Annotated in this window: 27 protein-coding genes; 15 read left to right on the top strand and 12 right to left on the bottom strand. The window is 63.1% G+C overall.

The features are described from left to right. The first annotated feature begins 52 nt into the window (after positions 1 to 52). From Q8O29_RS03870 to Q8O29_RS03850, 5 genes are all read left to right on the top strand, one after another. Positions 53 to 928 (top strand): branched-chain amino acid ABC transporter permease, encoded by an 876-nt coding sequence (locus tag Q8O29_RS03870; protein ID WP_305560747.1) that lies wholly within the window; start codon positions 53 to 55, stop codon positions 926 to 928. A 15-nt stretch (positions 929 to 943) separates the two neighbouring features. Beyond that, complete coding sequence (locus tag Q8O29_RS03865) at positions 944 to 1,921, top strand: branched-chain amino acid ABC transporter permease (protein ID WP_305560746.1); 978 nt, start codon at positions 944 to 946, stop codon at positions 1,919 to 1,921. Beyond that, a complete protein-coding gene (locus Q8O29_RS03860) occupies positions 1,914 to 2,651 on the top strand; it encodes an ABC transporter ATP-binding protein (RefSeq protein ID WP_305560745.1) in 738 nt (245 codons plus the stop codon). Before Q8O29_RS03865 ends, Q8O29_RS03860 begins: the two co-directional genes overlap by 8 nt. Positions 2,652 to 2,757: 106 nt before the next feature. After that, positions 2,758 to 3,576, top strand: coding sequence for an ABC transporter ATP-binding protein (locus Q8O29_RS03855; protein WP_305560744.1), 819 nt, complete (start codon positions 2,758 to 2,760; stop codon positions 3,574 to 3,576). Positions 3,577 to 3,607: 31 nt separating this feature from the next. Further along, on the top strand, positions 3,608 to 5,062 hold the full coding sequence (locus tag Q8O29_RS03850) for an aldehyde dehydrogenase (protein ID WP_305560743.1): 1,455 nt from the start codon (positions 3,608 to 3,610) through the stop codon (positions 5,060 to 5,062). Positions 5,063 to 5,589: 527 nt separating this feature from the next. Here Q8O29_RS03850 and Q8O29_RS03845 read toward each other — a convergent pair. Both Q8O29_RS03845 and Q8O29_RS03840 read right to left on the bottom strand, forming a co-directional pair. Beyond that, positions 5,590 to 5,862 carry a YkgJ family cysteine cluster protein gene (locus Q8O29_RS03845; RefSeq protein ID WP_305560742.1) on the bottom strand — a complete coding sequence of 91 codons (273 nt, stop codon included), beginning with the start codon at positions 5,860 to 5,862 and terminating at the stop codon, positions 5,590 to 5,592. Between the two features lie 60 nt (positions 5,863 to 5,922). Next, positions 5,923 to 6,516, bottom strand: a complete 594-nt coding sequence (locus Q8O29_RS03840; RefSeq protein ID WP_305560741.1) for an NADPH-dependent FMN reductase — start codon at positions 6,514 to 6,516, stop codon at positions 5,923 to 5,925. A 100-nt stretch (positions 6,517 to 6,616) separates the two neighbouring features. Here Q8O29_RS03840 and Q8O29_RS03835 point away from each other — a divergent pair, with 100 nt between their 5' ends. The 10 genes from Q8O29_RS03835 (at position 6,617) to Q8O29_RS03790 (ending at position 13,839) form a co-directional block, all read left to right on the top strand. Continuing rightward, a complete protein-coding gene (locus Q8O29_RS03835; RefSeq protein WP_305560740.1) occupies positions 6,617 to 6,856 on the top strand; it encodes a type II toxin-antitoxin system Phd/YefM family antitoxin in 240 nt (79 codons plus the stop codon). Continuing rightward, positions 6,850 to 7,338, top strand: coding sequence for a type II toxin-antitoxin system VapC family toxin (locus Q8O29_RS03830; protein ID WP_305560739.1), 489 nt, complete (start codon positions 6,850 to 6,852; stop codon positions 7,336 to 7,338). Before Q8O29_RS03835 ends, Q8O29_RS03830 begins: the two co-directional genes overlap by 7 nt. A gap of 2 nt (positions 7,339 to 7,340) precedes the next feature. Beyond that, the gene (gene mnmG / locus Q8O29_RS03825) at positions 7,341 to 9,338 is read left to right on the top strand and encodes a tRNA uridine-5-carboxymethylaminomethyl(34) synthesis enzyme MnmG (RefSeq protein WP_305560738.1); all 1,998 of its coding nucleotides are present in this window, start codon (positions 7,341 to 7,343) and stop codon (positions 9,336 to 9,338) included. Next, entirely contained in the window at positions 9,338 to 9,997 is a 660-nt protein-coding gene (gene rsmG, locus Q8O29_RS03820) for a 16S rRNA (guanine(527)-N(7))-methyltransferase RsmG (protein WP_305560737.1), read from the top strand. The genes mnmG and rsmG overlap by 1 nt, the downstream gene beginning before the upstream one ends. 85 nt (positions 9,998 to 10,082) lie before the next feature. Then, the gene (locus Q8O29_RS03815; protein ID WP_305560736.1) at positions 10,083 to 10,709 is read left to right on the top strand and encodes a LysE family transporter; all 627 of its coding nucleotides are present in this window, start codon (positions 10,083 to 10,085) and stop codon (positions 10,707 to 10,709) included. Positions 10,710 to 10,735: 26 nt separating this feature from the next. Next, positions 10,736 to 11,506: a ParA family protein gene (locus tag Q8O29_RS03810; protein ID WP_305560735.1), complete on the top strand. Its 771-nt coding sequence runs from the start codon at positions 10,736 to 10,738 to the stop codon at positions 11,504 to 11,506. An 86-nt stretch (positions 11,507 to 11,592) separates the two neighbouring features. Further along, positions 11,593 to 12,225 carry an alpha/beta hydrolase gene (locus Q8O29_RS03805; RefSeq protein WP_305560734.1) on the top strand — a complete coding sequence of 211 codons (633 nt, stop codon included), beginning with the start codon at positions 11,593 to 11,595 and terminating at the stop codon, positions 12,223 to 12,225. Positions 12,226 to 12,278: 53 nt separating this feature from the next. Then, positions 12,279 to 12,578: a hypothetical protein gene (locus Q8O29_RS03800; RefSeq protein WP_305560733.1), complete on the top strand. Its 300-nt coding sequence runs from the start codon at positions 12,279 to 12,281 to the stop codon at positions 12,576 to 12,578. Then, a complete protein-coding gene (locus tag Q8O29_RS03795) occupies positions 12,575 to 12,886 on the top strand; it encodes a type II toxin-antitoxin system RelE/ParE family toxin (RefSeq protein WP_305560732.1) in 312 nt (103 codons plus the stop codon). The genes Q8O29_RS03800 and Q8O29_RS03795 overlap by 4 nt, the downstream gene beginning before the upstream one ends. A 23-nt stretch (positions 12,887 to 12,909) precedes the next feature. After that, positions 12,910 to 13,839 carry a ParB/RepB/Spo0J family partition protein gene (locus Q8O29_RS03790; RefSeq protein WP_305560731.1) on the top strand — a complete coding sequence of 310 codons (930 nt, stop codon included), beginning with the start codon at positions 12,910 to 12,912 and terminating at the stop codon, positions 13,837 to 13,839. A 146-nt stretch (positions 13,840 to 13,985) separates the two neighbouring features. Here Q8O29_RS03790 and Q8O29_RS03785 read toward each other — a convergent pair whose 3' ends face one another. The 10 genes from Q8O29_RS03785 to Q8O29_RS03740 all read right to left on the bottom strand — a co-directional run bounded on the left by Q8O29_RS03785 (position 13,986) and on the right by Q8O29_RS03740 (position 24,236). Next, a complete protein-coding gene (locus Q8O29_RS03785) occupies positions 13,986 to 14,972 on the bottom strand; it encodes a helix-turn-helix transcriptional regulator (protein ID WP_305560730.1) in 987 nt (328 codons plus the stop codon). A gap of 55 nt (positions 14,973 to 15,027) precedes the next feature. Then, positions 15,028 to 15,597, bottom strand: coding sequence for a hypothetical protein (locus Q8O29_RS03780; protein WP_305560729.1), 570 nt, complete (start codon positions 15,595 to 15,597; stop codon positions 15,028 to 15,030). A gap of 105 nt (positions 15,598 to 15,702) precedes the next feature. Next, a complete protein-coding gene (locus tag Q8O29_RS03775) occupies positions 15,703 to 16,176 on the bottom strand; it encodes an isoprenylcysteine carboxylmethyltransferase family protein (RefSeq protein ID WP_305560728.1) in 474 nt (157 codons plus the stop codon). Positions 16,177 to 16,264: 88 nt separating this feature from the next. Then, positions 16,265 to 18,421, bottom strand: coding sequence for a xanthine dehydrogenase family protein molybdopterin-binding subunit (locus tag Q8O29_RS03770; protein ID WP_305560727.1), 2,157 nt, complete (start codon positions 18,419 to 18,421; stop codon positions 16,265 to 16,267). Beyond that, entirely contained in the window at positions 18,418 to 18,888 is a 471-nt protein-coding gene (locus Q8O29_RS03765) for a (2Fe-2S)-binding protein (RefSeq protein ID WP_305560726.1), read from the bottom strand. Before Q8O29_RS03765 ends, Q8O29_RS03770 begins: the two co-directional genes overlap by 4 nt. Positions 18,889 to 19,485: 597 nt before the next feature. Beyond that, positions 19,486 to 20,514, bottom strand: coding sequence for an NAD(P)-dependent alcohol dehydrogenase (locus Q8O29_RS03760; RefSeq protein ID WP_305560725.1), 1,029 nt, complete (start codon positions 20,512 to 20,514; stop codon positions 19,486 to 19,488). 1 nt (position 20,515) lies between these two features. Further along, the gene (locus tag Q8O29_RS03755; RefSeq protein WP_305560724.1) at positions 20,516 to 20,851 is read right to left on the bottom strand and encodes a hypothetical protein; all 336 of its coding nucleotides are present in this window, start codon (positions 20,849 to 20,851) and stop codon (positions 20,516 to 20,518) included. Positions 20,852 to 21,408: 557 nt separating this feature from the next. Continuing rightward, positions 21,409 to 21,837, bottom strand: a complete 429-nt coding sequence (locus tag Q8O29_RS03750) for a hypothetical protein (RefSeq protein WP_305560723.1) — start codon at positions 21,835 to 21,837, stop codon at positions 21,409 to 21,411. A gap of 228 nt (positions 21,838 to 22,065) precedes the next feature. Then, positions 22,066 to 22,815 (bottom strand): LuxR family transcriptional regulator, encoded by a 750-nt coding sequence (locus tag Q8O29_RS03745; RefSeq protein ID WP_305560722.1) that lies wholly within the window; start codon positions 22,813 to 22,815, stop codon positions 22,066 to 22,068. Next, positions 22,812 to 24,236 (bottom strand): FAD-binding oxidoreductase, encoded by a 1,425-nt coding sequence (locus tag Q8O29_RS03740; RefSeq protein ID WP_305560721.1) that lies wholly within the window; start codon positions 24,234 to 24,236, stop codon positions 22,812 to 22,814. The genes Q8O29_RS03745 and Q8O29_RS03740 overlap by 4 nt, the downstream gene beginning before the upstream one ends. Between the last annotated feature and the right edge of the window lie 137 nt (positions 24,237 to 24,373).

The raw sequence follows: 24,373 nt of genomic DNA, 5'->3' as shown, positions 1-24,373 counted from the left end.
GTTGGGGCGCCATGGATGCCGGGTCAAGCCCGGCATGACAAACTGCGTGATCATGTCTTTTACAGCCTGGCTTGAACTGATTGCTTCCGGTTTGATCACCGGCGGCATTTATGCGCTGGTGGCGCTCGGGCTGAACCTGCAGTACGGCCTGATGCGCATCCTGAATATCGCCCATGGCGAGTTTTTGATGGTGGGCGCCTACCTGACCTGGATGGCGCAGACCTCGCTCGGCCTGTCGCCGCTGCTGATGGTGCCGGTGTCGTTTCTCGTGCTGATGGCGCTGGGGATGGTGATTCACCGGCTGTGCTTTCGCCGGCTTACCGCCACCTCGCCGAACCTTGACATCTTTGAGGCGCGCGGCCTGATGGTGGCGTTTGGCCTGATGTTTCTGGTGCAGAACTTCGCCTCCTTCATGTGGGGCGGTGACCTGCGCGGTTACGACTACCTGACCGATCCGGTGAAGGTGGGTGATGCGCAGTTTGCCGGCAACAAGCTGCTGGTGTTTGGCCTGGCGCTGCTTTTCAGCGGCGCGCTGATTGTGCTGCTGCGCTACACCCTGCTGGGCAAGGGCGTGCGCGCGCTGATGCAGTCACCGGTGGGCGCGCAGCTGGTGGGCATTGACACCCAGCGCCTGCACCCGCTGATGTTTGGGATGGGTCTGGGCTTGTCCGGCGTGGCCGGTTGCCTGCTGTCAATGGCCTACACCATCACGCCCGCCATGGGTGAGCCCTACACGGTGACGGCGCTGATTGTCATCACGCTGGGCGGTTTTGGCAGCATGAGCGGCGCGCTGGCCGGTGGCTTGCTGCTCGGTGTGATCGAGGCGCTCGGCATGCATTTCACCAACCCCTCACTCAAGGCCTTGCTGTCGTACAGCGTGTTCATCGGGGTGCTGCTGTTGCGGCCTCGTGGCCTGTTTGCAAAGTAAAAGAAAAACAGGCAGATGAAAGACCGCCAAATTCTTGTTCGTGACGTGCTGCTCCTGCTCGCCTTTGCCGGCTGGGGGCTGGCGCTGCCGCATTACGGCAGTGAGTTTGTGGTGTCGATGGCGCTGACCTGCCTGATGTATGTGGCGCTGTCCTCCAGCTGGGGCCTGTTTTGCGGCAGCACACGTTATTTGTCGCTGGCAACTTCGGCCTTCTTCGGCATAGGCGCTTACACCAGCGCGATTGCGCTGGAACACCTGTCGTGGCTGGAATCGATTGCGCTCGGTGCGGGCCTGGCTGCCTTGGTGGCGGTGGTCATGGGTGCGGCCGTGCTGCATTTGCGCGGGACTTATTTTGCAGTGCTGACCTTCGGCATGACCGAGCTGATTCGCCACGCCGTGACCTATTTTGAAAAGTCGGTGACCGGCACGGTGGGCCGGGTGCTCACGGTGGTACCGGACCGGGACACGATTTACCTCACGGTGCTGGGGCTCGCCGTGCTGGCGGTAGGGGTGTCCATCATCGTGCGGCGCAGCCGCTTTGGTCTGGCCTTGATGGGCATAGGCGCGGACGAGCAGCGTGCGCAGACGCTGGGCGTGAACACGCGCTTGATCAAGATTGCCGGTTTTGCGATGACGGCCGCGTTTGCCGGCGCGGTCGGTGCGGCCATGGCGGTGCGCTGGACCTATATCGACCCGCTCACGGTCTTCAACCCCTTCATCGGTTTCCAGACGGTGCTGATTGCGCTTATAGGTGGCGCCGTGACCCTGTGGGGCCCGCTGATTGCCGCGATTGTCTTCAGCGTGCTGGCCGAGACGCTGCGTCTGCAGGCGCCGCAGATCTACATGATGTCGCTGGGCCTGCTGCTAATCCTGAGCGTGCTCTACCTGCCCGGTGGCCTGGCCTCACTGCGCTGGGCGACCTTTGGCGGCTGGTGGCGTGACAGCCGGGGCTGGCTGCGCGGCTTGAAAAGCAAGGAGCGCGACCGTGGCTGAGCTCTTGCTGCAGGCGCAGGGCATCACGGTGCGTTTTGGCGGTTTGACAGCGGTGGATGCCGTCAGCGCTGATTTTCACGCCAGTGAGCTGGTCGGCATCATCGGCCCCAACGGCGCGGGCAAGACCACCTTTTTCAATGCCATTTCGGGTGTGATTGCGCCGACCTCGGGCCAGCTGATCGCCGGCGGCCGCAATCTCAGCGGCAAGGGCCCGCACCGTTATGCAGCGGCGGGTATTGCGCGCACCTTCCAGACGCCGCGCGTATTTCCCGATATGCAGGTGTCGGAGAACATTGGCTTTGGCCTGAAGTTTGCGGGGCGCAGTCGCGAGGGCGCCTGGCATTTGCGCAGTGAGGAAAGCATTCTTGCGCTGATTGGTTTGGGTGCGCAAGCCGCGCTTCCCGCAGCGGCCATCACGCCGTCGCAGCAGCGCCTGCTGGAGATCGGCATGGCGCTGGCCACGCGGCCGCGTTTGTTGCTGCTCGACGAGGTGGCGGCCGGCCTGACCGAAGCCGAGATTGAAAACATGGCGCAGCTGATACGCCGCATGCGGGACGAGCTGGACATGACGGTGGTCTGGATTGAACATGCGGTCACGACGCTGCTGCGGCATGTCGAGCGTGTGATTGTGCTGCACCAGGGCCGCGTGATTGCCGACGGCACCCCGGCGGAGGTGGTGCGTGATGCGGGTGTGATTGAAGCCTATCTGGGCGATGAGATGGCCGTATGAAGCGAAGGGCGAGGGCCCCGCGCAGCGGGATCGACCAGCGTAGTGCGGCCCGTTGCCGACACTGCGGCAGAGCATGGACCAAGACAATTGGGGAGGCAACTGAACCATGATGTGGCATGCCCCCCCGTTTGTGCTGGGCTCGTCGGGCCATGCGCACCTGAAGGTGCGGGGCCTGAGCGCTGGTTATGGCGCCTTCCTGGTGCTGCGCGATGTCACGCTGGAGGTCAAACCCGGCCTGACGGTGATTCTTGGCCCCAACGGCGCCGGCAAAACCACCTTGCTCAAGGCGCTGTCGGGGCTGATTCCGCGCGGCGGCGAGATTCTGCTGGACGATCAAAAGCTGCCGCTCAAAACCAGCGAGATCGTGCAGCGCGGCATGGCCCTGGTGCCCGAAGGCCGGCAGTTGTTTCCGCAGATGACGGTGACTGAAAACCTGGAGCTGGGCGGCTGGCTGGCCGGCAAAGCCGAACGCGCGCTGCGGCTGGAGCAGGCGTTTACCGACTTTCCCAAACTGCGCGAACGCGCGCAGCAACTGGCCGGCACCATGAGCGGCGGTGAGCAGCAGATGGTGGCCGTGGCGCGCGCCATGATGAGTGCGCCGCGCCTGCTGCTGCTGGACGAGCCGTCGCTGGGCCTGGCGCCCAGGATGGTTGACGAGCTGCTGGCGATGACGCGGCGCATTGCCGACAGCGGCACCACCGTGCTGATGGTTGAGCAAAACGTGAAGAAGGCGCTGGCCGTGGCGGATCGCGGCTATGTGCTGGAGCGCGGGGCGCTGGTGGCCAGCGGCCCGGCCGCGCTGCTGGCGCGATCATCCGTGATTCGCGAGGCCTACCTCGGAGCGGCGCCGGTCGCGGCCGCCCGATCCAATTCCGTTCAGGCTGAGCCTACCCCCGCCCTTCGACACGCTCAGGGTGAGCGCTAATCAACGTCCCGAATTTTCAAGGAGTACCACGATGTCTGACATGTCCATGCTGATCAACGGCCTCAAGGTCAGCGCCGAAAAAGGCGCGACGTTCGAGCGGCGCAACCCGCTCGACGGCAGTGTTGCCACCCGTGCCCCCGCCGCATCGCCTGCCGATGCGGTGATGGCCGCCGAGGCCGCCGCCGAGGCCTTCAAGACCTGGAGCGAAACCGGGCCGGGCATGCGTCGCGCACTGCTGCTCAAGGCGGCGGATGCGCTTGAAGCCAAGACGCCGCAATTCATCGAGGCCGTGGTCGCTGAAACCGGCGCCTCCGGCATGTGGGCGGGCTTTAACGTGATGCTCGCCGCCGGCATGATCCGCGAGGCGGCATCGCTGACCACACAGATCAGCGGTGAGGTGATTCCGTCCGATGTGCCCGGCAGCCTGGCCATGGGGATGCGCCAGCCCGCCGGTGTGGTGCTGGGCATCGCGCCGTGGAACGCACCCATCATCCTGGGGGTGCGGGCGATTGCCACGCCGCTGGCTTGCGGTAACACGGTGATCTTCAAGGGTTCGGAGAACTGCCCGCGCACGCACCAGCTGATTGTCGAGGCTTTTCTTGACGCGGGTTTTCCACCCGGCGTGGTGAACTACATCACCAACGCGCCGGCGGATGCGGGCGCGGTGGTCGAGGCCATGGTGGCGCACCCGGCGGTGCGGCGTGTCAACTTCACCGGCTCGACCAAGGTGGGCAAGATTATTGCGATGACCTGCGCCAAATACTTGAAGCCGGTGGTGCTAGAGCTGGGCGGCAAGGCGCCGCTGGTGATTCTGGACGACGCCAACATCGACGACGCCGTCAATGCCGCCGCATTTGGCTGCTTTGCCAACAGCGGCCAGATCTGCATGTCCACCGAGCGCATCATCGTGGACCAGAAAATCGCCGATGAGTTTGTCAAACGCTTCGCCACCAAAGCGAGGGCTCTGCCGCTGGGCGATCCGCGCAAGCCCGAGCCGGTGGTGCTGGGCTCGGTCATTGGCATGGGCACGGTCACCCACTGCAATGCGCTGATTGATGATGCGCTGGCCAAGGGGGCGAAGCTGGCCTGCGGCGGCAAGGCACAAAACACACTGATGCCCGCAACAGTGCTGGACCATGTCACACCCGCGATGCGGATCTACCACGAAGAAACCTTTGGCCCGGTCAAGTGTGTGGTGCGTGTCAGCGGCGTGGAGGAGGCCGTGGCCTGCGCCAACGACAACGCTTACGGCCTTTCGGCGGCAGTGTTTGGCTCGAACATCGCGCGCGCCTTCAACGTGGCACGGTGTATCGACTCCGGCATTTGCCACGTCAACGGACCGACCGTGCACGACGAGGCGCAGATGCCGTTTGGCGGAGTCAAGGGCAGCGGGATGGGGCGCTTTGGCGGCAAGGCGGGTGTGGCCGAATTTACCGAGCTGCGCTGGATCACGATACAGACGGCGCCACGGCACTACCCGTTCTGATCCGGCGTTCTGCCGCTGAAGGGATTCGTTGCGTCACGCTGCGTTCCCGGTTTGCCTTCGGCAGTAGGGTCTAACTCCCCACTCCCACCCCTAGCCCCTCCCTCGCCCCGCTGGGCGATGGAGGGGGACTTTATTTGGCCGCGTGTGCTGCTCTCGCGTGCAAACATGACGGCCAACCGAATACGCCCTGACGCGCTTCGCGCGTCAGGGCTCCCCGCATCCGGGATTTGGTATTTGTCTTTGGTCCCCCAACCCGTCGGGCTGGGCCGAGGAGCACAGCCGAAAACGGATCAGGGCGAGCGATTGTCTGAGCCGCAGGCGAGTTCGAGCTCGACCCCGTTTTCGGCGAGCACCGCAGGTTGCCCGGAGCGAAGCGGAGGGACCCAGACCATCGGGTCGCCTTTCTTTTGGGTACTTTTCTTTGGCGACGCAAAGAAAAGTGCCTCGCCCGCCGGGGCGAGACTCGGCTTGCTGGCAGGCCACATGAATTGACCCGAAGTGAATATTCAACGGGCATCAATCCCGGATCAAGTCCGGGATGACAGGCGTGGCGCAGTAGCCTGTTCCAGCAAGGTAAGCCAGGCCAGCGCCGCCGGCGGATCGGCACCACACATCTCCACCGATGGCATCAATTGCCGGCAGACCACCGGTCGTTCCGGCTGCCCGAAGATGCGGCAGGCATTGGCCTCATCGAGCTGCACGCAGCGCACCCCCGCCGGTTTTTCCTGCGGCATGCCCGGGATGGCTGAGCTGATGGACGGGGCAATGCAGCAGGCGCCGCAGCCTGGGCGGCAGCTCATGGCTGCTTGCTATCAAAGTAGGAGCTGCTTGCCCATGTCTGGCATGGACTGGAGGCCGATTTAGTCATTCAAACGGCGGCTGGCGTCCAGCACTTGGGTAATCACCGCCTGCACGCTGCTGCGGTGTTTCTCGCTGATTAGCTGCCCTTGCGCATCAAACGCCTCAGCCGCGCGACCCAGCGCAAACGCCTTGGGCGCGACCCAGCATTGCGCATTGAGCAGCAGCGGCACCAAATGGCTTTGCGAGCGCAGGCCGCCCAGGGCGCCGGGTGAGGCGCTGAGCATGCCCACCACCTTGCCGGTGAAGGATTTGAAACCTTCTTGCCAGGCCGGGTCGCTTTTGACGGGGCTGGAGACCCAGTCGATGGTGTTTTTGAGCAGCGCGGTGTAGCTGCCGTTGTATTCGGGTGAGCAGATGATCCAGGCCGGGTGCTCGAACATGAGCTGCTTGAGCTTCATCACGTCGGCCGGAGTGCCTTGGGCCTCCAGGTCGGCGTTGTACATCGGGATGTCGAAGTCGCTGAGCTCGATATGTGTGACCTCGGCACCGCTGGCGCGCGCCATCTGCGCGGCAACATGGGCGAGTTTGCGGTTGAACGAAGCCATACGGGTGCTGCCGGCAAAAACGAGGAGTGGGGTGGGTGGGGTAGTCATGCCGCAATTTCAACACAGGCAGCAGGGAGAAAAACTGCACCTTCCTCGTCTAAGCCGCACAAGGAGACTAAAATGTACAAAACTTCATAACTTGTACAAAATGCACACGATTCCTTTGAGCGAATTCCGCGCCCATGCGGCGGCCATGATTGATCTGGTCGAGCAGGGCGAAACGGTGCGCATTTTGCGCCATGGCAAACCTGTGGCGGAGCTGGTGCCGATCAAGGACCTGCCGGCGCACATACCGAGCTGGAAGCAGCCTTTTGAGCCCGTGGTGCTGCCGCAAAAGGCTTCTTTGTCAAGCGCTGTGCTGCAAGAGCGCAATGAGTCGCCATGGTGAAAAGCTCGCCTGCTTATCCAGCCGCGCCGCCACCAGCGCGCAGCCTGCCGCGCGACGGCGAAATGCGGCTGATGTTTGATGCCTCTGCATTGACCAAGCGTTACGCCAGTGAAGTCGGGCGCGAACGGGTGCTGACCTTGATGGAAGCCGCCAGCGAGTTATTGATAGCGGCGCATTGCAAAACTGAAGTGGCTTCTGCCCTGCTGAGGCGCCGCCGTGAAGGCAGCTTGCCGACGGCAGAGTTCGACCGGGCTTGGGCGGCAGCACAAAAAGACGTGGCCGACATGACGCTGGTGCCGCTGGATGCCCGGGTAGAGCGCTTCGCTTTCTCGGCCATGGAGCTGGGCCCCCTGCGCGGCATGGATGCGCTGCATATCGGCAGCGCGCTGGTGGGCCGGGTGGACCTTTTTGTAACGGCAGACAAACGACAGGCCCAGGTGGCAAGCAGCATGGGTTTGCCGACAGAACTGGTTGAGAACTGAAGATGTACTACCCACAAGAATTTGATGTCATCGTGGTCGGTGGAGGCCATGCCGGTACCGAGGCCGCGCTGGCCTCAGCCCGCATGGGCTGCAAAACCCTGCTGTTGACCCACAACATCGAGACGCTGGGCCAGATGAGCTGCAACCCGTCCATAGGCGGCATCGGCAAGGGCCACCTGGTCAAAGAGGTCGATGCCATGGGGGGCGCGATGGCGCTGGCCACTGATGAAGGCGGCATTCAGTTTCGCATTCTCAACATTTCCAAGGGCCCGGCGGTGCGTGCCACACGGGCGCAGGCCGACCGTGTGTTGTACAAGGCGGCGATTCGCCGCAGGCTGGAGAACCAGCCCAATCTGTGGCTCTTCCAGCAGGCAGTGGATGACCTGATGGTCGAATCGGACGGAATAGTTGACCGGGTGGTGGGCGCGGTCACGCAGGTGGGCATCAAGTTCCGCTCGCGTACCGTGGTGCTGACGGCAGGGACTTTTCTGGACGGCAAGATCCATGTCGGCCTGAACAATTACGCGGCGGGCCGGGCCGGCGATCCGCCGGCGGTGTCGCTGAGCGCGCGCCTGAAAGAACTCAAACTGCCGCAGGGTCGCCTGAAAACCGGCACGCCACCGCGCATCGACGGCCGGACCATCGACTTCAGCAAATGCACCGAGCAGCCGGGCGACGGCATGCCCGGCGGCACGCCCGGGGCAGTCCCAGTTTTCAGCTTCATGGGCGGCCAGATAACGCACCCCAAGCAGATGTCGTGCTGGATCACCCACACCAATGAGCGCACGCACGAGATCATTCGTTCTGGTTTTGACCGCAGCCCGATGTTCACCGGCAAGATTGATGGCGTCGGGCCGCGTTATTGCCCGAGTGTGGAAGACAAGATCGACCGTTTTGCCGACAAGGAAAGCCACCAGATTTTCCTGGAGCCGGAAGGTTTGAGCACGCATGAGATCTACCCCAATGGCATCTCGACCAGCCTGCCTTTTGATATTCAATATGAGCTGGTACGGTCCATGGCGGGCATGGAAAACGCCCACATCCTGCGTCCCGGCTACGCGATTGAATACGACTACTTTGACCCCCGCGCGCTGAAAACAACGTTTGAAACCCGGGCAATTGCCGGTCTGTTTTTCGCCGGTCAGATTAATGGCACGACTGGTTATGAAGAGGCGGCAGCCCAGGGCATGTTTGCCGGCATCAACGCGGCCCTGCAATGCCAAGGCAAGGAAAGCTGGTTGCCACGGCGCGATGAGGCTTATCTGGGCGTGCTGGTCGATGACCTGATCACCAAGGGCGTGACCGAGCCTTACCGCATGTTCACCAGCCGGGCCGAGTTTCGCCTGATGCTGCGCGAAGACAATGCCGACATGCGCCTGACGGAAAAGGGCAGGGAGCTGGGCCTGGTCGATGACGCCCGCTGGGATGCTTTTAACCGCAAGCGCGACGCTGTTTCACGTGAAACAGCGCGACTGCGCGCGATCTGGGTCAATCCACGCAGTCTGCCGGCGGCAGAAGCCGAGCGCGTACTGGGCAAGGCGATTGAGCACGAATACAACCTGCTTGATCTGCTGCGCCGTCCCGACGTGAATTACGCCGCGCTGATGTCTCTGGACGACGGCAAATATATCAACCCCGAGTTGGCGCCTGAAGTTTCACGTGAAACATCTGCGGTTGGCGACCTGGCCCGCAGCGTGATTGAGCAGATCGAAATTGCCGTCAAATACGCGGGTTACATTGACCTGCAAAAAATCGAGGTCGAGCGTGCCTCGCACTACGAAAACCTCAAACTGCCGACCGATCTGGACTACCTACAGGTCACGGCCCTGGGCTTTGAAGCGCGCCAGACCCTGGCCAAACACCGGCCCGAAACGCTGGGCCTGGCATCGCGCATTTCAGGCATCACGCCGGCTACTGTTTCCTTGTTGCTGGTGCACCTGAAAAAAAACCTGTGGAAAAACACCAAGCCGCTTTCATCCACAGAACAGGCTGAAGCCTGATGGGTGATGCAGAGACGGCCTTGCGGGCGGGCCTGCGCGCCTTGCAGCTTGAGCTGAACGACCAGCAGATCGCCCAGTTGCTGGACTACCAGGCGCTGATTGCCAAATGGACGCAGGTGTACAACCTGACTGCCGTGCGCAGCCCTGCGGAAATGATGACGCACCACCTGCTGGATAGCCTGGCCGCCGTGCCGCCGCTGATGCATCATCTACAGCAGGCGGGACTGGCGCAGGGCGCTGGCCTGCTCGACGTAGGTTCAGGCGCGGGGCTGCCGGGGGTCGTTTTTGCCATTTGCTGTCCTGGCGTGACGGTGACCTGCGTGGACACCGTGGCAAAAAAAGCCGCTTTTATCAAACAGGCGGCGCTGGTCCTGAAGTTGCCCAACTTGACGGGGTTACATGCGCGGGTTGAAAGCGTGACCCAGACCTTTGACGTGATTTGTTCGCGCGCCTTTGCATCGTTGCCCGATTTCACCCGGTGGTCGGTCGGCGCGTTGGCCCCGGCCGGCGTCTGGCTGGCTATGAAGGGCAAACATCCGGTCGATGAAATCACCGCCTTGCCGGCCGAGGTCGAGGTGTTTCACGTGGAACAGTTGCGGGTGCCAGGATTGGACGCCGAGCGTTGCGTCGTCTGGATGCGTCAAAAAACCACGGTTTGAGCCATGCCGACAGCCCTTTCCCGCGGGAAGTGGCCGGGCAGCCCGGTGCGCTGACGTAAACTCACGCCTCACTCCGGGGATTTTCATGCTGGGCTCATTTGCTGGCGTCGCTGACTACGGCGCATTTGTCATCGCAATCATTGTTTTTCTGCTGATTCCGGGGCCTGGCAACCTGGCGTTGATCACGTCAACCAGCAAGGGCGGTATTCCGGGCGGATTGGGGGCCACTTTTGGCGTCATCGCCGGTGACCAGGTCTTGCTGTGGGCTGCGGTGGCTGGCGTGTCTGCCGTGATGGCCGCCTATCCGACCGCATTTCACATCGTCCAGTGGGCGGGCGCGGTGTACCTGGCCTGGCTGGGCATCAAGCTGCTGATGGTCAAGGCCGGTGACGCGCCGATTTTGCAGATCAAGCCGCGGCATTACTTTCGCCAGGCGCTGCTGATCACCCTGCTCAACCCCAAGGCGATTGTGTTTTACATGGCCTTTTTCCCGCTGTTTGTGGACCCGGCGCTACACCGCGGCATCACGACGTTTGCGGTAATGGCCGCAACCATTGCCGGGCTGACTTTTCTGTATGGCCTGACATCAGTGCTGCTGACGCACTTTCTGGCTGAACGCATACGCGCCAACCCCAAAATCTCCGGCTTCCTGAACAAGGCGGCGGGTGTCTTCCTGATTGGCTTCGGGCTCAAACTGGCCGCTTCCAAATAGTCCCTGAACCCACATAGAAGAACAAGATGGCCAAGATTTTCTGTATTGCCAACCAAAAGGGCGGGGTTGGCAAAACCACCACCACTGTCAATCTGGCTGCCGGCCTGGCCCTGGTCGGTCAGCGGGTACTGATGGTGGATCTGGACCCACAGGGCAATGCCACCATGGGTTCGGGTGTGGACAAGCGCAAGCTGGCGCTGACGGTGTACGACGTGTTGCTGGAGTCGGCTTCGATTCAGGAAGCGCGGGTGCACAGCGAAAAATGCGGCTACGACGTGCTGGGCGCAAACCGCGAGCTGGCCGGTGCCGAGGTCGAGTTGGTCGAGGTAGAGCGACGCGAAAAGCGTTTGAAGCTGGCGCTTGAAGCGGTGGTGGCGGAGTACGACTTTGTGCTCATCGATTGCCCGCCGTCGCTGAGCATGCTGACCCTCAATGGCCTGTGCTGCGCACACGGCGTGATTGTGCCCATGCAGTGCGAGTACTTTGCACTCGAAGGCCTGACCGATCTGGTCAACACCATCAAACAGGTGCATGCCAACCTGAACAAAGACCTGGCCATCATCGGCTTGCTGCGCGTGATGTTTGACCCGCGCATCACCCTGCAGCAGCAGGTCAGCGACCAGCTCAAAGAGCATTTTGGCGACAAGGTGTTCAACACCGTGATTCCGCGCAACGTGCGCCTGGCCGAAGCGCCCAGCTACGGTCTGCCCGGCGTGGTGTTTGATCCCTCGTCCAAAGGCGCGCAGGCTTTTGTCGCCTTTGCCGAAGAGATGGTGCAGCGCATCAAGCGCATGTGATGGTTTTACAAGCCAAATCGACCTGTAGCCCTTGCTGTATATGCGCGAGCAGCTATTAAAACAATAGCAACTTTATTCTTGCCACGATGAGCCCTGCGCACACCCTGATTCTTCCCGGCTGGCAGAGCAGCGGCCCCGGCCACTGGCAAAGCCTGTGGGAAGCCGCGCACGGCTATCAGCGGGTTGAGCAGCATGACTGGCTGCGTCCCTTGCGCGGCGACTGGAGCGCCCGGCTTGAAGAAGTGTTGCTGGACACAGATGCCGAGGGTGGGGGGCCAGCCGTGCTGGTGGCGCACAGCCTGGGCTGCATGCTGGCGGCGGCCTGGGCCGCCCATTCACGCAACACACACCGCGTCAAGGCCGCCTTGCTGGTAGCGCCCCCCGATGTTGAGCGTGCCGATGTGCGCCAGGTGCTGCCGGGATGGGCGCCGGTGCCGCTGCAGGCGCTGCCGTTTCCGGCGCTGGTGCTGGCCAGTAGCAACGACCCCTTTTGCGATCTGGCGCGCGCGCGGGGCTTTGCCGCCGCCTGGGGCGCCGACTTTGTGGATGTCGGCCCGTGTGGCCACATCAATGCCGACAGCGGGCTGGGCGAGTGGCCGCAGGCGCATGAGCACCTGAAGCGACTACAGACGCTGCGTTTTCCAAGCCGCGAGTTCTGCCTTTCGCCGAGTGGCAACACACTGAACAAGCAAGCTCACGCTGCTAAACTAACGCGGTAGTCACATCTGACTACCTGCGTCTATCAAGCTGTCCCACTCCTCAGGAAAACGCCATGCAAGTTGCTACCAGCCTGAAACTGCCCGCCGAGCTCAAAGCGCAAATTGACGAAACCGCGCGCAAGTCCGGCATGACGGCACATGCCTTTATGGTCAAAGCGCTCAGCGACACCGCCCGGCGCGCCCAGCAGCAAGAGCAGTTTCAGCAAGACTCGCTCGATGCGCTGGCCGAGGTAGAACGCACTGGGCTGGCCTATCGGTTGGAGGATGTCTCTGAATACTTTGAGGCGCGCGCGCGTGGTGAAAACCCGGCAAAACCGGAGTTGAAGCCGTGGCGAGGCGCCACCAGGCCATGAGTCAGTCTGTAGCGATTGACTACGCCAGCGCTGCATTTGAAGACATCGAGCGGCTGGAAGTTTTTTTGCAACTGCAAGGAAACCCATTGAGTAGCCATTTGGTGAGATTTATCGGTGAAGCGATATCCATTTTGGCTATTCAGCCCGGCATGGGTCGCCCAGTTGCAGGTGGCTACCGCGAGCTGATCATTCACTGTGGCCGCAGTGGCTACCTGGCGCGCTACAGCTACAACCGCGACAAAAAAATCGTCACCGTTCTGCGAATTCGCCACCAAAGCGAATCGGGCTACACCATCGACGAAATTTAACTATTGAGCTTGAAAGAAAAACCATGGTCACCAAAAAACCCAAAGGCCTGGGCCGCGGACTCGAAGCCCTGCTGGGCCCCAAGGTCAGCGAATCCGGCGACAACCCCAACAGCAGCCTGAGCAGCCCGGGCCTGCCGGCCTCGCTGCGCCTGGGCGATATGGTGGCCGGCCAGTACCAGCCGCGTACACGCATGGACGAGGGCGCGTTGTACGAGCTGGCGGAAAGCATCAAGGCGCAAGGCATCATGCAGCCGATTCTGGTGCGGCGTCTGACCAGCGGCGCCAACGACGGCAAGTACGAAATCATTGCCGGCGAGCGGCGCTTCCGGGCCGCAAAAATTGCCGGCCTGGACAGCGTGCCAGTGCTGGTGCGTGACGTGCCTGATGAGGCCGCAGCGGCCATGTCGCTGATCGAAAACATCCAGCGTGAAGACCTCAATCCGCTGGAAGAAGCGCACGGCCTGCAACGGTTGGTGAAAGAGTTTGGCTTGACGCATGAGCTGGCGGCGCAGGCCGTGGGGCGCTCACGCAGCGCTGCCTCCAACCTGCTGCGCCTGCTGAACCTGGCCGAGCCTGTGCAAACCATGCTGATGGCCGGCGACCTCGACATGGGCCATGCGCGCGCCTTGCTGGGCCTGGACCGTGCCACACAAATCACCGCCGGCAACCAGATTGCCGCAAAAAAAATGTCGGTGCGCGAGGCCGAAAATCTGGTCAAAAAACTCAGCGCCGAGTTTTCGCTGAAACCGCAAAAAGCCCCGAAGGAGAAGTCGCGTGATACGCGCCGCGTTGAGGAAGAGCTGGCCGACCTGCTGATGGCGGATGTGGAAGTGCGCATCAAAAAACAGGTCAAGCGCAATGGCAGGCGCGAAGACGTGGGCGAAGTGGCGATCCAGTTCTCCTCGATGGACGAGCTCAATGGCTTGATCGAGCGGCTGCGCGGCGGCAAATAGGTCACGCCGTGGCGGTGGCGGGGGCTCCAAACCTGGCGGCTCGCGGCGGAGTTTTCACGCCACCTGTCGCCAGACTTGCGTCTGTTCGCTTTCGGGCGTGCAGACAGTGTCGCGGGCGCCGCCGACTGAGCGCACCGCCGCGCAGGTTATGCGCCGCGCACGAAGTTCTCCCGGTATCGGCCTGGCGACAGGCCGATACGCCGGCTGAAGTCGCGCGTGAAGTGGGGCTGGTCGGCGTAGCCAGAAAGGAACCCGACCTCCGCGATCGGTAGCGTGGACTCCAGCAGCCACCACGCTCCCGCGCGCAGCCGGGCCTCGGCCAGCACCGACGAGTAGCTAAGCCCGGCGGCCGCCAGGGCCCGCTGAAGGCTGCGCGCAGAGGTGCCGACGTCGCGTGCCACGGCGCCGACCGTGCGCCGCTGCAGGAGATCGTCGAGGATGATAGCCGCGCAGTGATGCGCCAGCTTGGGCCAAGGCAAGGCAGAACAAAGATCCCTGGGCGCGTGGACCTGCGCAGGCCCGGGCCGGGCCGGGGCTACGCTGCGTGCCTGCGCGTGCGCGGGCGGGCGCCAGCGCACATGCCATGTTCCGGTGCGGGCGCCTTGCGCCAGCCGCTGCAAAACCGCTTCGGCCGATTTGCCGGCTTCGGGATAGACCCGCCGGCCATCGATTTCGGCCGCCACATCCTGTAGCCCGATGGCTTCCAGCAGGGCCAGCAGCACGCCGAGAACCACCAGGTCTTCGGCCGCACTCGGCGCCGCACCGGGCGCGCGCGAGCGATGGATAAGCAGGGCAGCGCCGGGTTCGAGTGCAGCCACTTCGACCCAATGCAGCGAATGCACAAAGCGCTCTAACCGGCCCCAGCGATCAAAGAGGTCGGCGGCGTCACGCGCCAAGGTCAGGGCCCGGTGCGTCGGATCGTCGAGGTTGAGATGCCCGCCCCGGCCCAGCTTCACCAGGCACGACAAGCCGGCTTGCCGCACCGCCGAGCCGACGAGCTGCTGCTTGATATCCAAGCGCACCTGCGCGTCGCCTTGTGTCGGCTGCATGTCTGCCGCCGACGTGTCCAGGCCGAGCGACTGCATGCCGTTCACCAGCACCCGGACCATGGCCGCGCTGGCGAAGTCGGTCATGGGCTGGCAGCGGCCATGCAGGCGGCAAGTGAGCGGTCAACTGCGGTTTCTAGGATCATGAATTGTCGCCGCGATCCCCGGCGAGCACGGCAGCTTGAAACGCGCGAAAGCGCAGCAGCGCCCCGCTCAGCACCGGCAGCCTGGCCAGCACGGCAGGGGCCTTGATCAGCAAGCCCAGGAACAAAGCGAACCAGATCAGCTTGCCGGCAAAGACCGCCGCCACCACCGCTGGCACGGCGGCCCCGGCGAGCAGGGTGGCGGCCGTCAGCAGCCGGGGCGGCGTCGGGAAGATCGAGGCGGCAAAGACGGCCCACAGCCCCAGCACCTGGACGCGCCCGGTGATGCGCGTCCAGTCCGCGCCGAACTGCTCGGCACCAAACTGCTGCGCGTAGCCACCGACGGCCGACAGCAGCAGCGCGAGCAAGGCGGCGCCCAGCGCGGCGGCGGTCGCAAAGGCCAGCGCGATCCACGCCGCGCGTTGCGGCTGCATCAAGCCCAGCGCCAGCACCGAGGTCTGGGTTGGCAGCGCGGGCACGAAGAAGTCGCCGACCGAGACGGCTGACAGCGCTGCGATGGCCCGGCGCCGCGAGCCGTGGAGGACTGCGAAACGGGCGACGCGCTCCACGAGACCGCGCCGGCAGGCTCCTGGTTCCGGGGCACTCATCGCCTGGCGATCAAGTTCAGCACAAACCCGAAGCGGTGCGCCGCAACAAAGGGTTTGATCGCGTTTTTACAGCCACCGGCGAACCTTCGTTTTGTAGCGACGGTACTCGTCACCGAACTTTGTTTCCAGGTACCGCTCTTCGCGCAGGACCACGCCCCACTGCGTGAGCGCCACGGCCGGCACGACCATGAGCAAGACCCAAGGCGAGCCGAGGACCAACGCGATACCGGCGTACAGCAGCGTGAGTGACAGGTAGGTCGGGTTGCGGCTGTAGTGAAACGCTCGGTCGCTGACGAGGGCGCTCGTGGGCTTTCGTGCGTCGAAGGCCGTCTTTGCCCGGGCGAGTGCTTTGAACGCCGAGATGACGATGGGGATTGAAAGCGCAATGATGACAACTCCGAGCCAAAGCGAAACGGGCCGGGGTAAAGGCACGGTCGGGAGTGTGAACTCGGCGGCCAGTCCAAGCACCAGGGCTGCGCCATAGATGGCCGGTGCCGGTGCGACGACACCGGCGTTGTCTTTGGGTGAACTGGCTGGCACGATGGCTCCTTCGTGATCCGACACCAGATTATGATCGGCTCCGTCAGGAGCCGGGGCGCAGGCGCACGACGGTGCGCAACTGGCCGCGTCAAGGCGCGCCGCGAGCACTGGCAAGCGTTGCAGCGCCTGCTCGGGAGCCAACCCGGGAGCGGCCCTTCGTTGACTCCAGCGCTGCGAGCAGGTCGGCCGGCCGCACTGGCAGCCGCGATGCGCGCCAACCCGTGGCGGCGGCCAACGCATTGGCCACCGCTCCGGCGGCAGCGACGATGGCGGTCTCGCCGGCGCCTGTGGGTGCGTCGCCTTCATCGACCAACACCACCTCCATGGGCGGCACGTCGGAGATAAGCGGGATCGGCGAGTCGGCAAACGTTGCGGCGGCGACCTGCGAGTCGGCCACGGGCAAGGCCTCAACCAGCACCATGCCCAGGCCCCACACCAGGTTGCCCTCGCACTGCGCGCGCACCTGGTCTGGGTTGACAACATGGCCGCAGTCATGGGCGCACCACAGTCGCGTGACGCGCACCTGGCCGGACGCTGGATCGACCTCGACATCGGCCACTGCGGCGGCGTAGCTCATGCCCTTGTAGATGCCGCAAGCCACGCCCCGGCCGACCAGGAATCGGGAGCCCGCAGGCAGCGGCCGCCCCCAACCCGCCGCCTGCGCCACGCGCCGCAGCACGCGCGCCAGCCGCAGGTCTTCAATGTGTGCCAGCCGGAAAGCGACCGGATCGGCACCGGCGCGCCGCGCCAGGGCGTCAATCGCCGACTCGATCGCCAGCACGTTCGGCCCGGCGCCCAGGCCGCGCCACGGGCCGGTGAGCACGGGCAGCCGGACCAGGTCGAACTCGGTGCGTTTGGCAGCCGCGCGGTAGGGCAGCAATGCGCCGCGCGCCGCGCCGTCGTCGCCGATGAAGTCGGTGAGTTTCTGTAGCCACGGCGGCACCACGGCGTTGGTGAACAGGATGTGGCTGGAAGCGAAAGCATGCCACCACTGGTCGATGCGGCCGTCTTTCAGCCGGGCGCGGATGCGGTGGCTCGATGGTGGCCGGTGAAAACCGAACCGGAACTCCTGCGCCCGCGTCCACTGCACCTTGACCGCGCCGCCGACGGCGCGCGCCAGCACGGCCGCTTCCAGCTCTACCGTCGAGATGGTCTTGCCGCCGAACGCACCGCCAACCCGCGAGCCATGCACAACGACACGCTTGTCGTCCAGCCCGAGGCGCTTGACGACCACATCACGCTGGTAAAACACGTCCTGGCTGCCGACCCAGAGCTGCATCTCGCCGGCGGGCGACCATTCGGCGACTGCGGCACGCGGCTCGATCGGTGCATGCGCGGCCAAGGGCACGTCCAGCCGCAGGTCCACGTCCCAGGCCGCCTGGGTGTCGATGCTGTCCTTGCTGACACGGTGGGCCAGTGAGCCCTTGCCGAGCCGGGCATCGATGTCGATGCTGCGGTCGATATCGGCTTGGGCGAAGCTGCTCTGGACAGACCACTGGACCGCCAGCGCCGCTTCGATGCGCAAGAGTGCGCCCGGCGTGCGCGCCACGATACCTACGCCTTCACTCACGCCTTGCGTCAGCAGCGGATCGCGCACCAGCGCGACGAAGCCGGGCACGGCCCGCGCAGCGGCTTCATTCATGGCGCTCGCGCGTGAGGCCAGCTCTGGCGACGCGGCGGCGCGCAGCACCCGCCCGAACTGCATGCCCGACCGGCGCACGTCGGCGGCATACAGCGGCAAGCCGCGCACGATGGCCGGGCCTTGCTCGATCGGCTGTGCCCGGCCCACATGCACGGCGCTGCGGGCGAAGGCGCGCAGTTCGGCGAAAGGCCGGGGCTTTGTCGGCAGCAGGCCTTCGGTGCGACCAGTGGCGAGGGCCTCGCGCAGCGTCGCGCAGGCCTGGGCCAGCGGAATCGCAAACTCCTTGATCGAATCGCTGCCGACGGTGGCCTTGACGCGGCGGATGTCGTTCGTGCTCGGCAGCCGCGCATCGACCTGCGACCAGGGTACGCCGAGCTCGTCGCAGGCAACCTGCTTCAACGCCGTCAGGATGTTCTGTCCCATCTCGACACGCGGCAGGAACAGCGTGTAGCGACCGGCCGCAAAACGCACCCACGACAGGGCGGCTTCGGCATCCGGCAGGGGCCGCTTCGGAATCACCGGCAGCGCGCAGCCGCCGAGGAAGGTCACCGTCAGGCCGCCAGCGGCGAGACCAGCCACACCGAGGAAACCGCGCCGCTTCATGCCGCACCCCCGCCGGCCGCCTTGGCTGCGCGATGTACCGCGCGGCGGATGCGCTGCTGCGTGCCGCAGCGGCACAGGTTGCCGGCCAGCGCGGCGTCGATGTCGGTGTCATCGGGCTTGGGCTTGACACGCAACAGGGCCACCACCGACATGATCTGGCCGGTCTGGCAGTAGCCGCACTGGGGAACGGATTCGTCCAGCCAGGCGCGCTGCACCGGGTGCAACTCATCGCCGCGCGACAGGCCTTCAATTGTGGCGATTTTGGCGCCCGCCAGGTCAGCGGCCTGAAGCAGGCAACTGCGCTGGGCCTGCCCGTCAACCAGCACCGTGCAGGCGCCGCAGAGCCCGACGCCGCAGCCGAACTTGGCGCCGACCAGGCCGAGCGCCTCGCGCAGCACCGACAGCAGGGTCTCGTCGCGCCAGCCGTCGTCTACCGTTATGCGTTTGCCATTGATATCGAGGTTCATGGAGTTCTCCGGAGTGGAGACTCGATAATCGGCAAAAAGCGCGGGCGTGTATTGAATCAGCGCGCCAAGCGTGGGGCGACCGGGATTTTATACCAATAAGGCTTCTAGCCCTTTGTTTGTATGCGTGAGTAGCTATTATTTTGATAGCGACTGGACTTGGGCGGACAGGGGTGACGAGCCGGGTACAGCAGCAGCAAAGCGTCAATATCTCGCCCGGGGTTCAGGACGCTCAGCGGCTGCGGCGGGGGCTTGATGTTCGTGCCGACCGCACCGCTCAGACCCGTCGCGTATCGCCACGCATTGCGAAGGCCATCGCGTCGATGACCCCATTTTCTGTAGCATGGGCCGCGCCGGGCAGCCACCGTCGCCGCCTATCCCGTCGCTGATGGACACACCCAGTACGCCTATTGCGTCCGAAGATGGCGACATTGGCGCCAACCCGCCAGGCTTCGACCGCCAGGCCTTCCTGCAGCAGTTAAAACGCGAGCTTCCTGTCTTCTTCGACAAGGCATTTCGCCAAGCTCCCCGGAGGCGGGCACTGACGGCTTGAAGCAGTGCTCACGATGCGATGCCCATTGATCGGGATAGCGCCCCGTTTTATCCGATGGGGCTCATCTTGAGCACCACGCTTCCACCGTGACCAGGTCGGTCAGCGTAGCGATGTGCCTCTATGGCCTCTTCGAATGGGAACACGCGTGCGATGACCGGGCGATAGCGTCCTTGACGGACCAGCTCAGCCAGGTGTCCAAGCTGGTCGGCTCGCTCCTCGGCAGTGCCAACAATGATGTGCCGGCCCGCGCGGCGCGGTTGCAACATGGCCCGACACATCTCCGGCAGCCCCGCCTGGAGGCGGATCAGGCGGCCACCGGGATTGAGCACCTTCAGGCAACGCTCGACGCTCTGGTTGCAGGCCACGTCAAACACCACGTCGTAACGTTGCTCCAGCGCAGTAAAGTCTTCCAGCGCGTAGTTGATCACTCGCACGGCACCCAGGGACCGCACTTGATCGAGGTGAGCCGCGCTGCCTATGCCTGTGACTTGACCGCCCATGACACAGGCCAGTTGAACCGCAGCCATACCGACGTTGCCAGACGCGCCGTTGACCAGGATCGTCTCCCCTGCAACAAGACCGGCGCGCGTGAGGAAGAAAAGCGCCGTGCCACCACCGAAAGAAAGTGCAGCAGCGCCCTCAAACGACAGATGTTCTGGTTTGTGAGCGATGGCGCCTTTGGCGGACATGCACAGGTACTCGGCGTGCCCGCCCATGCGAAAACCACGGATACCGAACACCTCATTACCAGGGGTGAATCCTGCCGCACGGTTTCCGACGCTTTGCACCACACCCGCAAAAGTCGCGCCCAAAGTTGCATTCCTCGGAACGTGCCAACCCAAGGCCAGTCGACCCAGCGTGCGAAAGCCTTCCGGCATGTCCATGCTGCGCACTCGGAGGTCACCTGATGTGATGGTGGACGCTAGGACACGGATGAGGATTTCGTTATTCTTGGGCGTGGGGCGGGGAATCTCTACGAACTTCAGCACGTCAGGTGTGCCATATCTTTCGCAGACCAGTGCCGTCATGAGGCCATCGGCAGAGACCACCGTGCCAGCTTCTTCAAGAGTAGTCATGTCACATGACGCGCTCGAAAAACGCAAGGTTGACTGAACCCTCTTGAATCTTCTCAAGATAGGGGACACACGCCGAGGCGAATGGGCCAGTCCCCCACTTGGCGCACAGTTCAGCCGCGCGCTGCTGCGAGGTAGCAAAAACGACATCGACATAGGTGCCATCTGCTCCCTTTAACACCACATGACCCAGAAACCCGTCTTCGGTCTCGTACAGGCCTTTGACCATTTGTTCTACAGCCGTAAATAACTCGGCTTCAGAAACACCTTCCTTCAGCTTGAACGTCGAAATTTCCATGCCGCCAACGGCGGGGATGTTTGAAAGTGATTTGAGTTTCATAGGTTTTACCAAGTAATTAAGGAAATTCAGGTAACTACTCAGGTTGGACCGGGCTGCTTTCTTTCTCCCTCGCCCTCTGGGAGAGGGTTGGGGTGAGGGCTCCCCGCAGCCGAATGGATGTCACTTGATCAAACGCACCGCCACCCTCACCCTAGCCCTCTCCCGCCAGCGGGAGAGGGGACCGAACCACGACAGAGCTCTCAAGAAACAGATTTAACAACCACCGACTTGACAACTAAAAGTAGTTTGTTTCTTTAGGAACGCCTGGCACGCTTGCGGGCTTGGGATGCTGAGTAGTTACAAAATTAGAAGTTAACTTAACCATGCTGACACCGTTATGTCAGTAGGTGCAGATGGCTCGCGCAAGCATGAGCGTCAAATACAAAAAGTGCCGTGCTTGCAGCCAGTGACCCAAGCCAGCCCGCAGTCGAAGCTTGGGCATGTTGAGTGAAAGACCGTGCAGCAAGCGCTAGCGATGCGTCAATCCTTGTGCGGCACGCCGATTCATGATTTGCGCCCTTTCGGTTTACCCAACGGACTTCGGGGCTAGCGATATCTCAGCATTTACCAGCCGCTTTCAGCAACGCATTGCAGCTTGCCTTGTTCGTTTTCCCCTGGTCTGGTGAGCCCGCCGTGAAATCTGTGCACATGGCGCTTGATCCGCTGGCCATTCCCCAACTCATCACCTTGCCAAAACCGGAGGGCTCCAAAATGTCGCACTTGAACGTTTTTCCAGCCTTGGTTTTTACCGTGTACTGCATTCCATCTGTTCCGCCCGCCGAATCTATTTTCTGCTGGCCGGCAATGGTGAAGGTTCCTACCTCCTGGCCAATCGCCATCGATATCTTTTTCTCTGCCTTGCTGTTGCCATCACTGGGTGCAGACGCACTGGCTGCGGGCACGCTGCCTGAACTGGTCGTACAGCCATGAAAAATGCCGCTCAGGGGCAGAAGAAGCATCAGGGGAAGCAGTTTGGTGAGTTTCATGGTTAAGCCTTTTCTCAGGAGAACAACTATTCAAATTTCAAGCCGCCCCCGAAGGGCGGTATGCGTGATTCGCGCGATTTTTCAAAGTCATGGAAAAACCGTGACCTTGCGATATGTGGTGCGGACCGAAAGGTCAGACACACGCGAAACAGCGATTGAAGCGCGATGGCCGTGTGGCGTCTACTGTCAGATCTGACAGGGTGCGCCGACCAGAAGGGGGGGAGCCCTCTAGAAAGGCCGGGGCTGGATGAGGCCCTGGAGCGCCGCCTTGGCCACCGCATGCTGGCGGTTGACGACGTCGAGTTTGCGCATGGCATTGTTCAGGTGAAAGTTGGCCGTGCTCTCGGAAAGCCCCAGCAGCTGGGCAATTTCGCCAGAGGTTTTGCCATCTGCCGCCCAGCGCAGGCATTCAATCTCGCGCGGGGTCAGATTCGGGCCACCGTTGTGCAGCAGACCGCTGACGCGGCGCACCGCTTCGTGCAGATAACCCGCCAGCACCTGAACGTGGCTTAGCGCGCGCTGGCTGATGGCGCGGGCTTCTTCCGCAGGGGCGTCCACCGCCAGACTGAGAATGCCGAGTTCGCCCTGCGGGCTGTGCAGCGGCATGGTCACACCGTCGCGCAGGCCGAAGCCTGCCGCCTCCTGCATCATGCGTTCGGCCTGGCTACCGGGCTCCAGGCTGAGGTCGCTCCAGCACACCGGCACCACATGCCGCGTGCAATAGGCCATCACCGGGTCGGCGTCAAAATGAGATTGTTCAAAGTAGTGTTTGACCCAGCCCGGCGGGTAGCCGTCGATCATGATCAGGCGTGCATCAGCGAAGTGGGTTGGAACCCGCAGCGCATAAACAAAATGCTGAAAGCCCAGCGCCTCGCTGTGCTCGCGGCACAGGGCGTGAAGCTCATCCAGAGTGACAGCGGCCGTCAGGCGTAGCCTGAGCGCGTCGATGTTTTGCACACCCACGGTACGCGGGCTCAAAGCGTAAAAATCTTGCCCGGGTTCATGATGTTCAGCGGGTCCAGTGCGCGCTTGATGGTGCGCATCATGTCTACCGCGCCGTTGCCGGTCTCTGTCACCAGAAAATCCATCTTGTGCAGGCCCACGCCGTGCTCGCCGGTGCAAGTGCCTTCAAGCGCCAACGCGCGTGTGACGAGCTTGTGGTTCAGCTCCTCGGCAACACGCCGCTCCTCAGGAATATTCGGGTCAATCAAATAGCCAAAGTGGAAGTTGCCGTCGCCCACATGGCCGACCAGAAAGTAGGGGATGCCGCTGGCATCGGCTTCGCTGACCGAATCCAGCAGGCAGTCGGCCAGGCGTGAGATGGGCACGCAGGTGTCGGTCGAAATCGCGCGGCAACCGGGCCGGGACTGGATGGCCGCAAAGTAGGCGTTGTGCCGCGCGGTCCACAGGCGTGTGCGTTCTTCGGGCGTGCTGGCCCATTCAAAGGCATTGCCTCCCTGGTCAGCGGCAATTTCCTGCACCGTCTCGGCCTGCTCCTTGACGCTGTTGGGAGAGCCGTGAAACTCCATCAGCAGCATCGGTTCTTCGCGCAGGCCAAGTTTGCTGTGCGCGTTGACCATGCGCACCGTGTTGGCGTCTATCAGTTCAACCCGGGCAATCGGAACACCCAGCTGGATGATCTGGATGGTGGTGCGTACCGCTGCCTCAATGCTCGGGAAAGAGCAGATGGCGGCGGATATCGCCTCGGGCAGCGGGTAAAGCTTGACGGTGATTTCAGTGATCACGCCCAGCGTGCCTTCGCTGCCCACCATCAGGCGGGTCAGGTCGTAACCGGCCGATGATTTTTTGGCGCGGGTGCCGGTGCGTATGACTTCGCCGCTGGCAGTGACCACTTCAAGCGCCAGCACGTTTTCACGCATGGTGCCGTAACGCACGGCGTTGGTGCCGCTGGCGCGGGTGGCGCTCATGCCGCCAATCGTCGCGTCAGCGCCGGGGTCGATCGGAAAAAACAGGCCGGTGCTTTTGACTTCTTCATTGAGCTGTTTGCGCGTCACGCCGGCCTGCACGGTGACCGTCAGGTCTTCGGCATTGATGGACAAGACCTTGTTCATGCGGCCCACATCAATGCTGATGCCGCCCTGCACGGCCAGCAGATGGCCTTCGAGCGAGGTGCCGACGCCAAAGGGAATCACCGGTACCTGATGCTGGGCCGCCAGCTTGACCGCATCGGCCACGTCGAGCGTACTTTCGGCAAACACCACGGCGGCCGGCGGCGGTGCTGCAAACGAAGACTCGTCCCTGCCATGCTGCTCACGCACCACCAGCGCGGTGGAGCAGCGTTCTCCAAACCTGGCCTTCAGCGCGTCGATCAGCGCCGTGGGCGTGTCGCGCAGATTGAGTTGGGGCAGCAAGTGGTCGGGATGGATGGGGGCGTTCATGGTGTCTTATATGGATGCCTCCCGGGTAGCAAGAAGAATTTGTGTCGTGTTGCGAAGAAGTCGGCTGCTTACTTATATCCGGCCTTGATTGCGTGGTCCGCCTGGTTTCCCAGACTCGCCCGCTGGCCCCGATGCAT

Origin of the sequence: Polaromonas sp. (assembly GCF_030689685.1) — a bacterium.
Taxonomy (GTDB): Bacteria; Pseudomonadota; Gammaproteobacteria; order Burkholderiales; family Burkholderiaceae_C; genus Polaromonas.
The sequence above is the reverse complement of the archived record's forward strand: the minus strand, read 5'-3'. Positions and strand labels throughout refer to the sequence as shown.

What these genes read in the sequence shown, in the direction of transcription:
- Q8O29_RS03870 (WP_305560747.1), top strand. Translation starts at nt 53, where the DNA reads ATGTCTTTTACAGCCTGGCTTGAACTGATTGCTTCCGGTTTGATCACC.
- Q8O29_RS03865 (WP_305560746.1), top strand. Translation starts at nt 944, where the DNA reads ATGAAAGACCGCCAAATTCTTGTTCGTGACGTGCTGCTCCTGCTCGCC.
- Q8O29_RS03855 (WP_305560744.1), top strand. Translation starts at nt 2,758, where the DNA reads ATGATGTGGCATGCCCCCCCGTTTGTGCTGGGCTCGTCGGGCCATGCG.
- Q8O29_RS03850 (WP_305560743.1), top strand. Translation starts at nt 3,608, where the DNA reads ATGTCTGACATGTCCATGCTGATCAACGGCCTCAAGGTCAGCGCCGAA.
- Q8O29_RS03845 (WP_305560742.1), bottom strand. Translation starts at nt 5,862, where the DNA reads ATGAGCTGCCGCCCAGGCTGCGGCGCCTGCTGCATTGCCCCGTCCATC.
- Q8O29_RS03840 (WP_305560741.1), bottom strand. Translation starts at nt 6,516, where the DNA reads ATGACTACCCCACCCACCCCACTCCTCGTTTTTGCCGGCAGCACCCGT.
- Q8O29_RS03835 (WP_305560740.1), top strand. Translation starts at nt 6,617, where the DNA reads ATGCACACGATTCCTTTGAGCGAATTCCGCGCCCATGCGGCGGCCATG.
- Q8O29_RS03830 (WP_305560739.1), top strand. Translation starts at nt 6,850, where the DNA reads ATGGTGAAAAGCTCGCCTGCTTATCCAGCCGCGCCGCCACCAGCGCGC.
- mnmG (WP_305560738.1), top strand. Translation starts at nt 7,341, where the DNA reads ATGTACTACCCACAAGAATTTGATGTCATCGTGGTCGGTGGAGGCCAT.
- rsmG (WP_305560737.1), top strand. Translation starts at nt 9,338, where the DNA reads ATGGGTGATGCAGAGACGGCCTTGCGGGCGGGCCTGCGCGCCTTGCAG.
- Q8O29_RS03815 (WP_305560736.1), top strand. Translation starts at nt 10,083, where the DNA reads ATGCTGGGCTCATTTGCTGGCGTCGCTGACTACGGCGCATTTGTCATC.
- Q8O29_RS03810 (WP_305560735.1), top strand. Translation starts at nt 10,736, where the DNA reads ATGGCCAAGATTTTCTGTATTGCCAACCAAAAGGGCGGGGTTGGCAAA.
- Q8O29_RS03805 (WP_305560734.1), top strand. Translation starts at nt 11,593, where the DNA reads ATGAGCCCTGCGCACACCCTGATTCTTCCCGGCTGGCAGAGCAGCGGC.
- Q8O29_RS03800 (WP_305560733.1), top strand. Translation starts at nt 12,279, where the DNA reads ATGCAAGTTGCTACCAGCCTGAAACTGCCCGCCGAGCTCAAAGCGCAA.
- Q8O29_RS03795 (WP_305560732.1), top strand. Translation starts at nt 12,575, where the DNA reads ATGAGTCAGTCTGTAGCGATTGACTACGCCAGCGCTGCATTTGAAGAC.
- Q8O29_RS03790 (WP_305560731.1), top strand. Translation starts at nt 12,910, where the DNA reads ATGGTCACCAAAAAACCCAAAGGCCTGGGCCGCGGACTCGAAGCCCTG.
- Q8O29_RS03785 (WP_305560730.1), bottom strand. Translation starts at nt 14,972, where the DNA reads ATGACCGACTTCGCCAGCGCGGCCATGGTCCGGGTGCTGGTGAACGGC.
- Q8O29_RS03770 (WP_305560727.1), bottom strand. Translation starts at nt 18,421, where the DNA reads ATGAAGCGGCGCGGTTTCCTCGGTGTGGCTGGTCTCGCCGCTGGCGGC.
- Q8O29_RS03765 (WP_305560726.1), bottom strand. Translation starts at nt 18,888, where the DNA reads ATGAACCTCGATATCAATGGCAAACGCATAACGGTAGACGACGGCTGG.
- Q8O29_RS03760 (WP_305560725.1), bottom strand. Translation starts at nt 20,514, where the DNA reads ATGACTACTCTTGAAGAAGCTGGCACGGTGGTCTCTGCCGATGGCCTC.
- Q8O29_RS03755 (WP_305560724.1), bottom strand. Translation starts at nt 20,851, where the DNA reads ATGAAACTCAAATCACTTTCAAACATCCCCGCCGTTGGCGGCATGGAA.
- Q8O29_RS03750 (WP_305560723.1), bottom strand. Translation starts at nt 21,837, where the DNA reads ATGAAACTCACCAAACTGCTTCCCCTGATGCTTCTTCTGCCCCTGAGC.
- Q8O29_RS03740 (WP_305560721.1), bottom strand. Translation starts at nt 24,236, where the DNA reads ATGAACGCCCCCATCCATCCCGACCACTTGCTGCCCCAACTCAATCTG.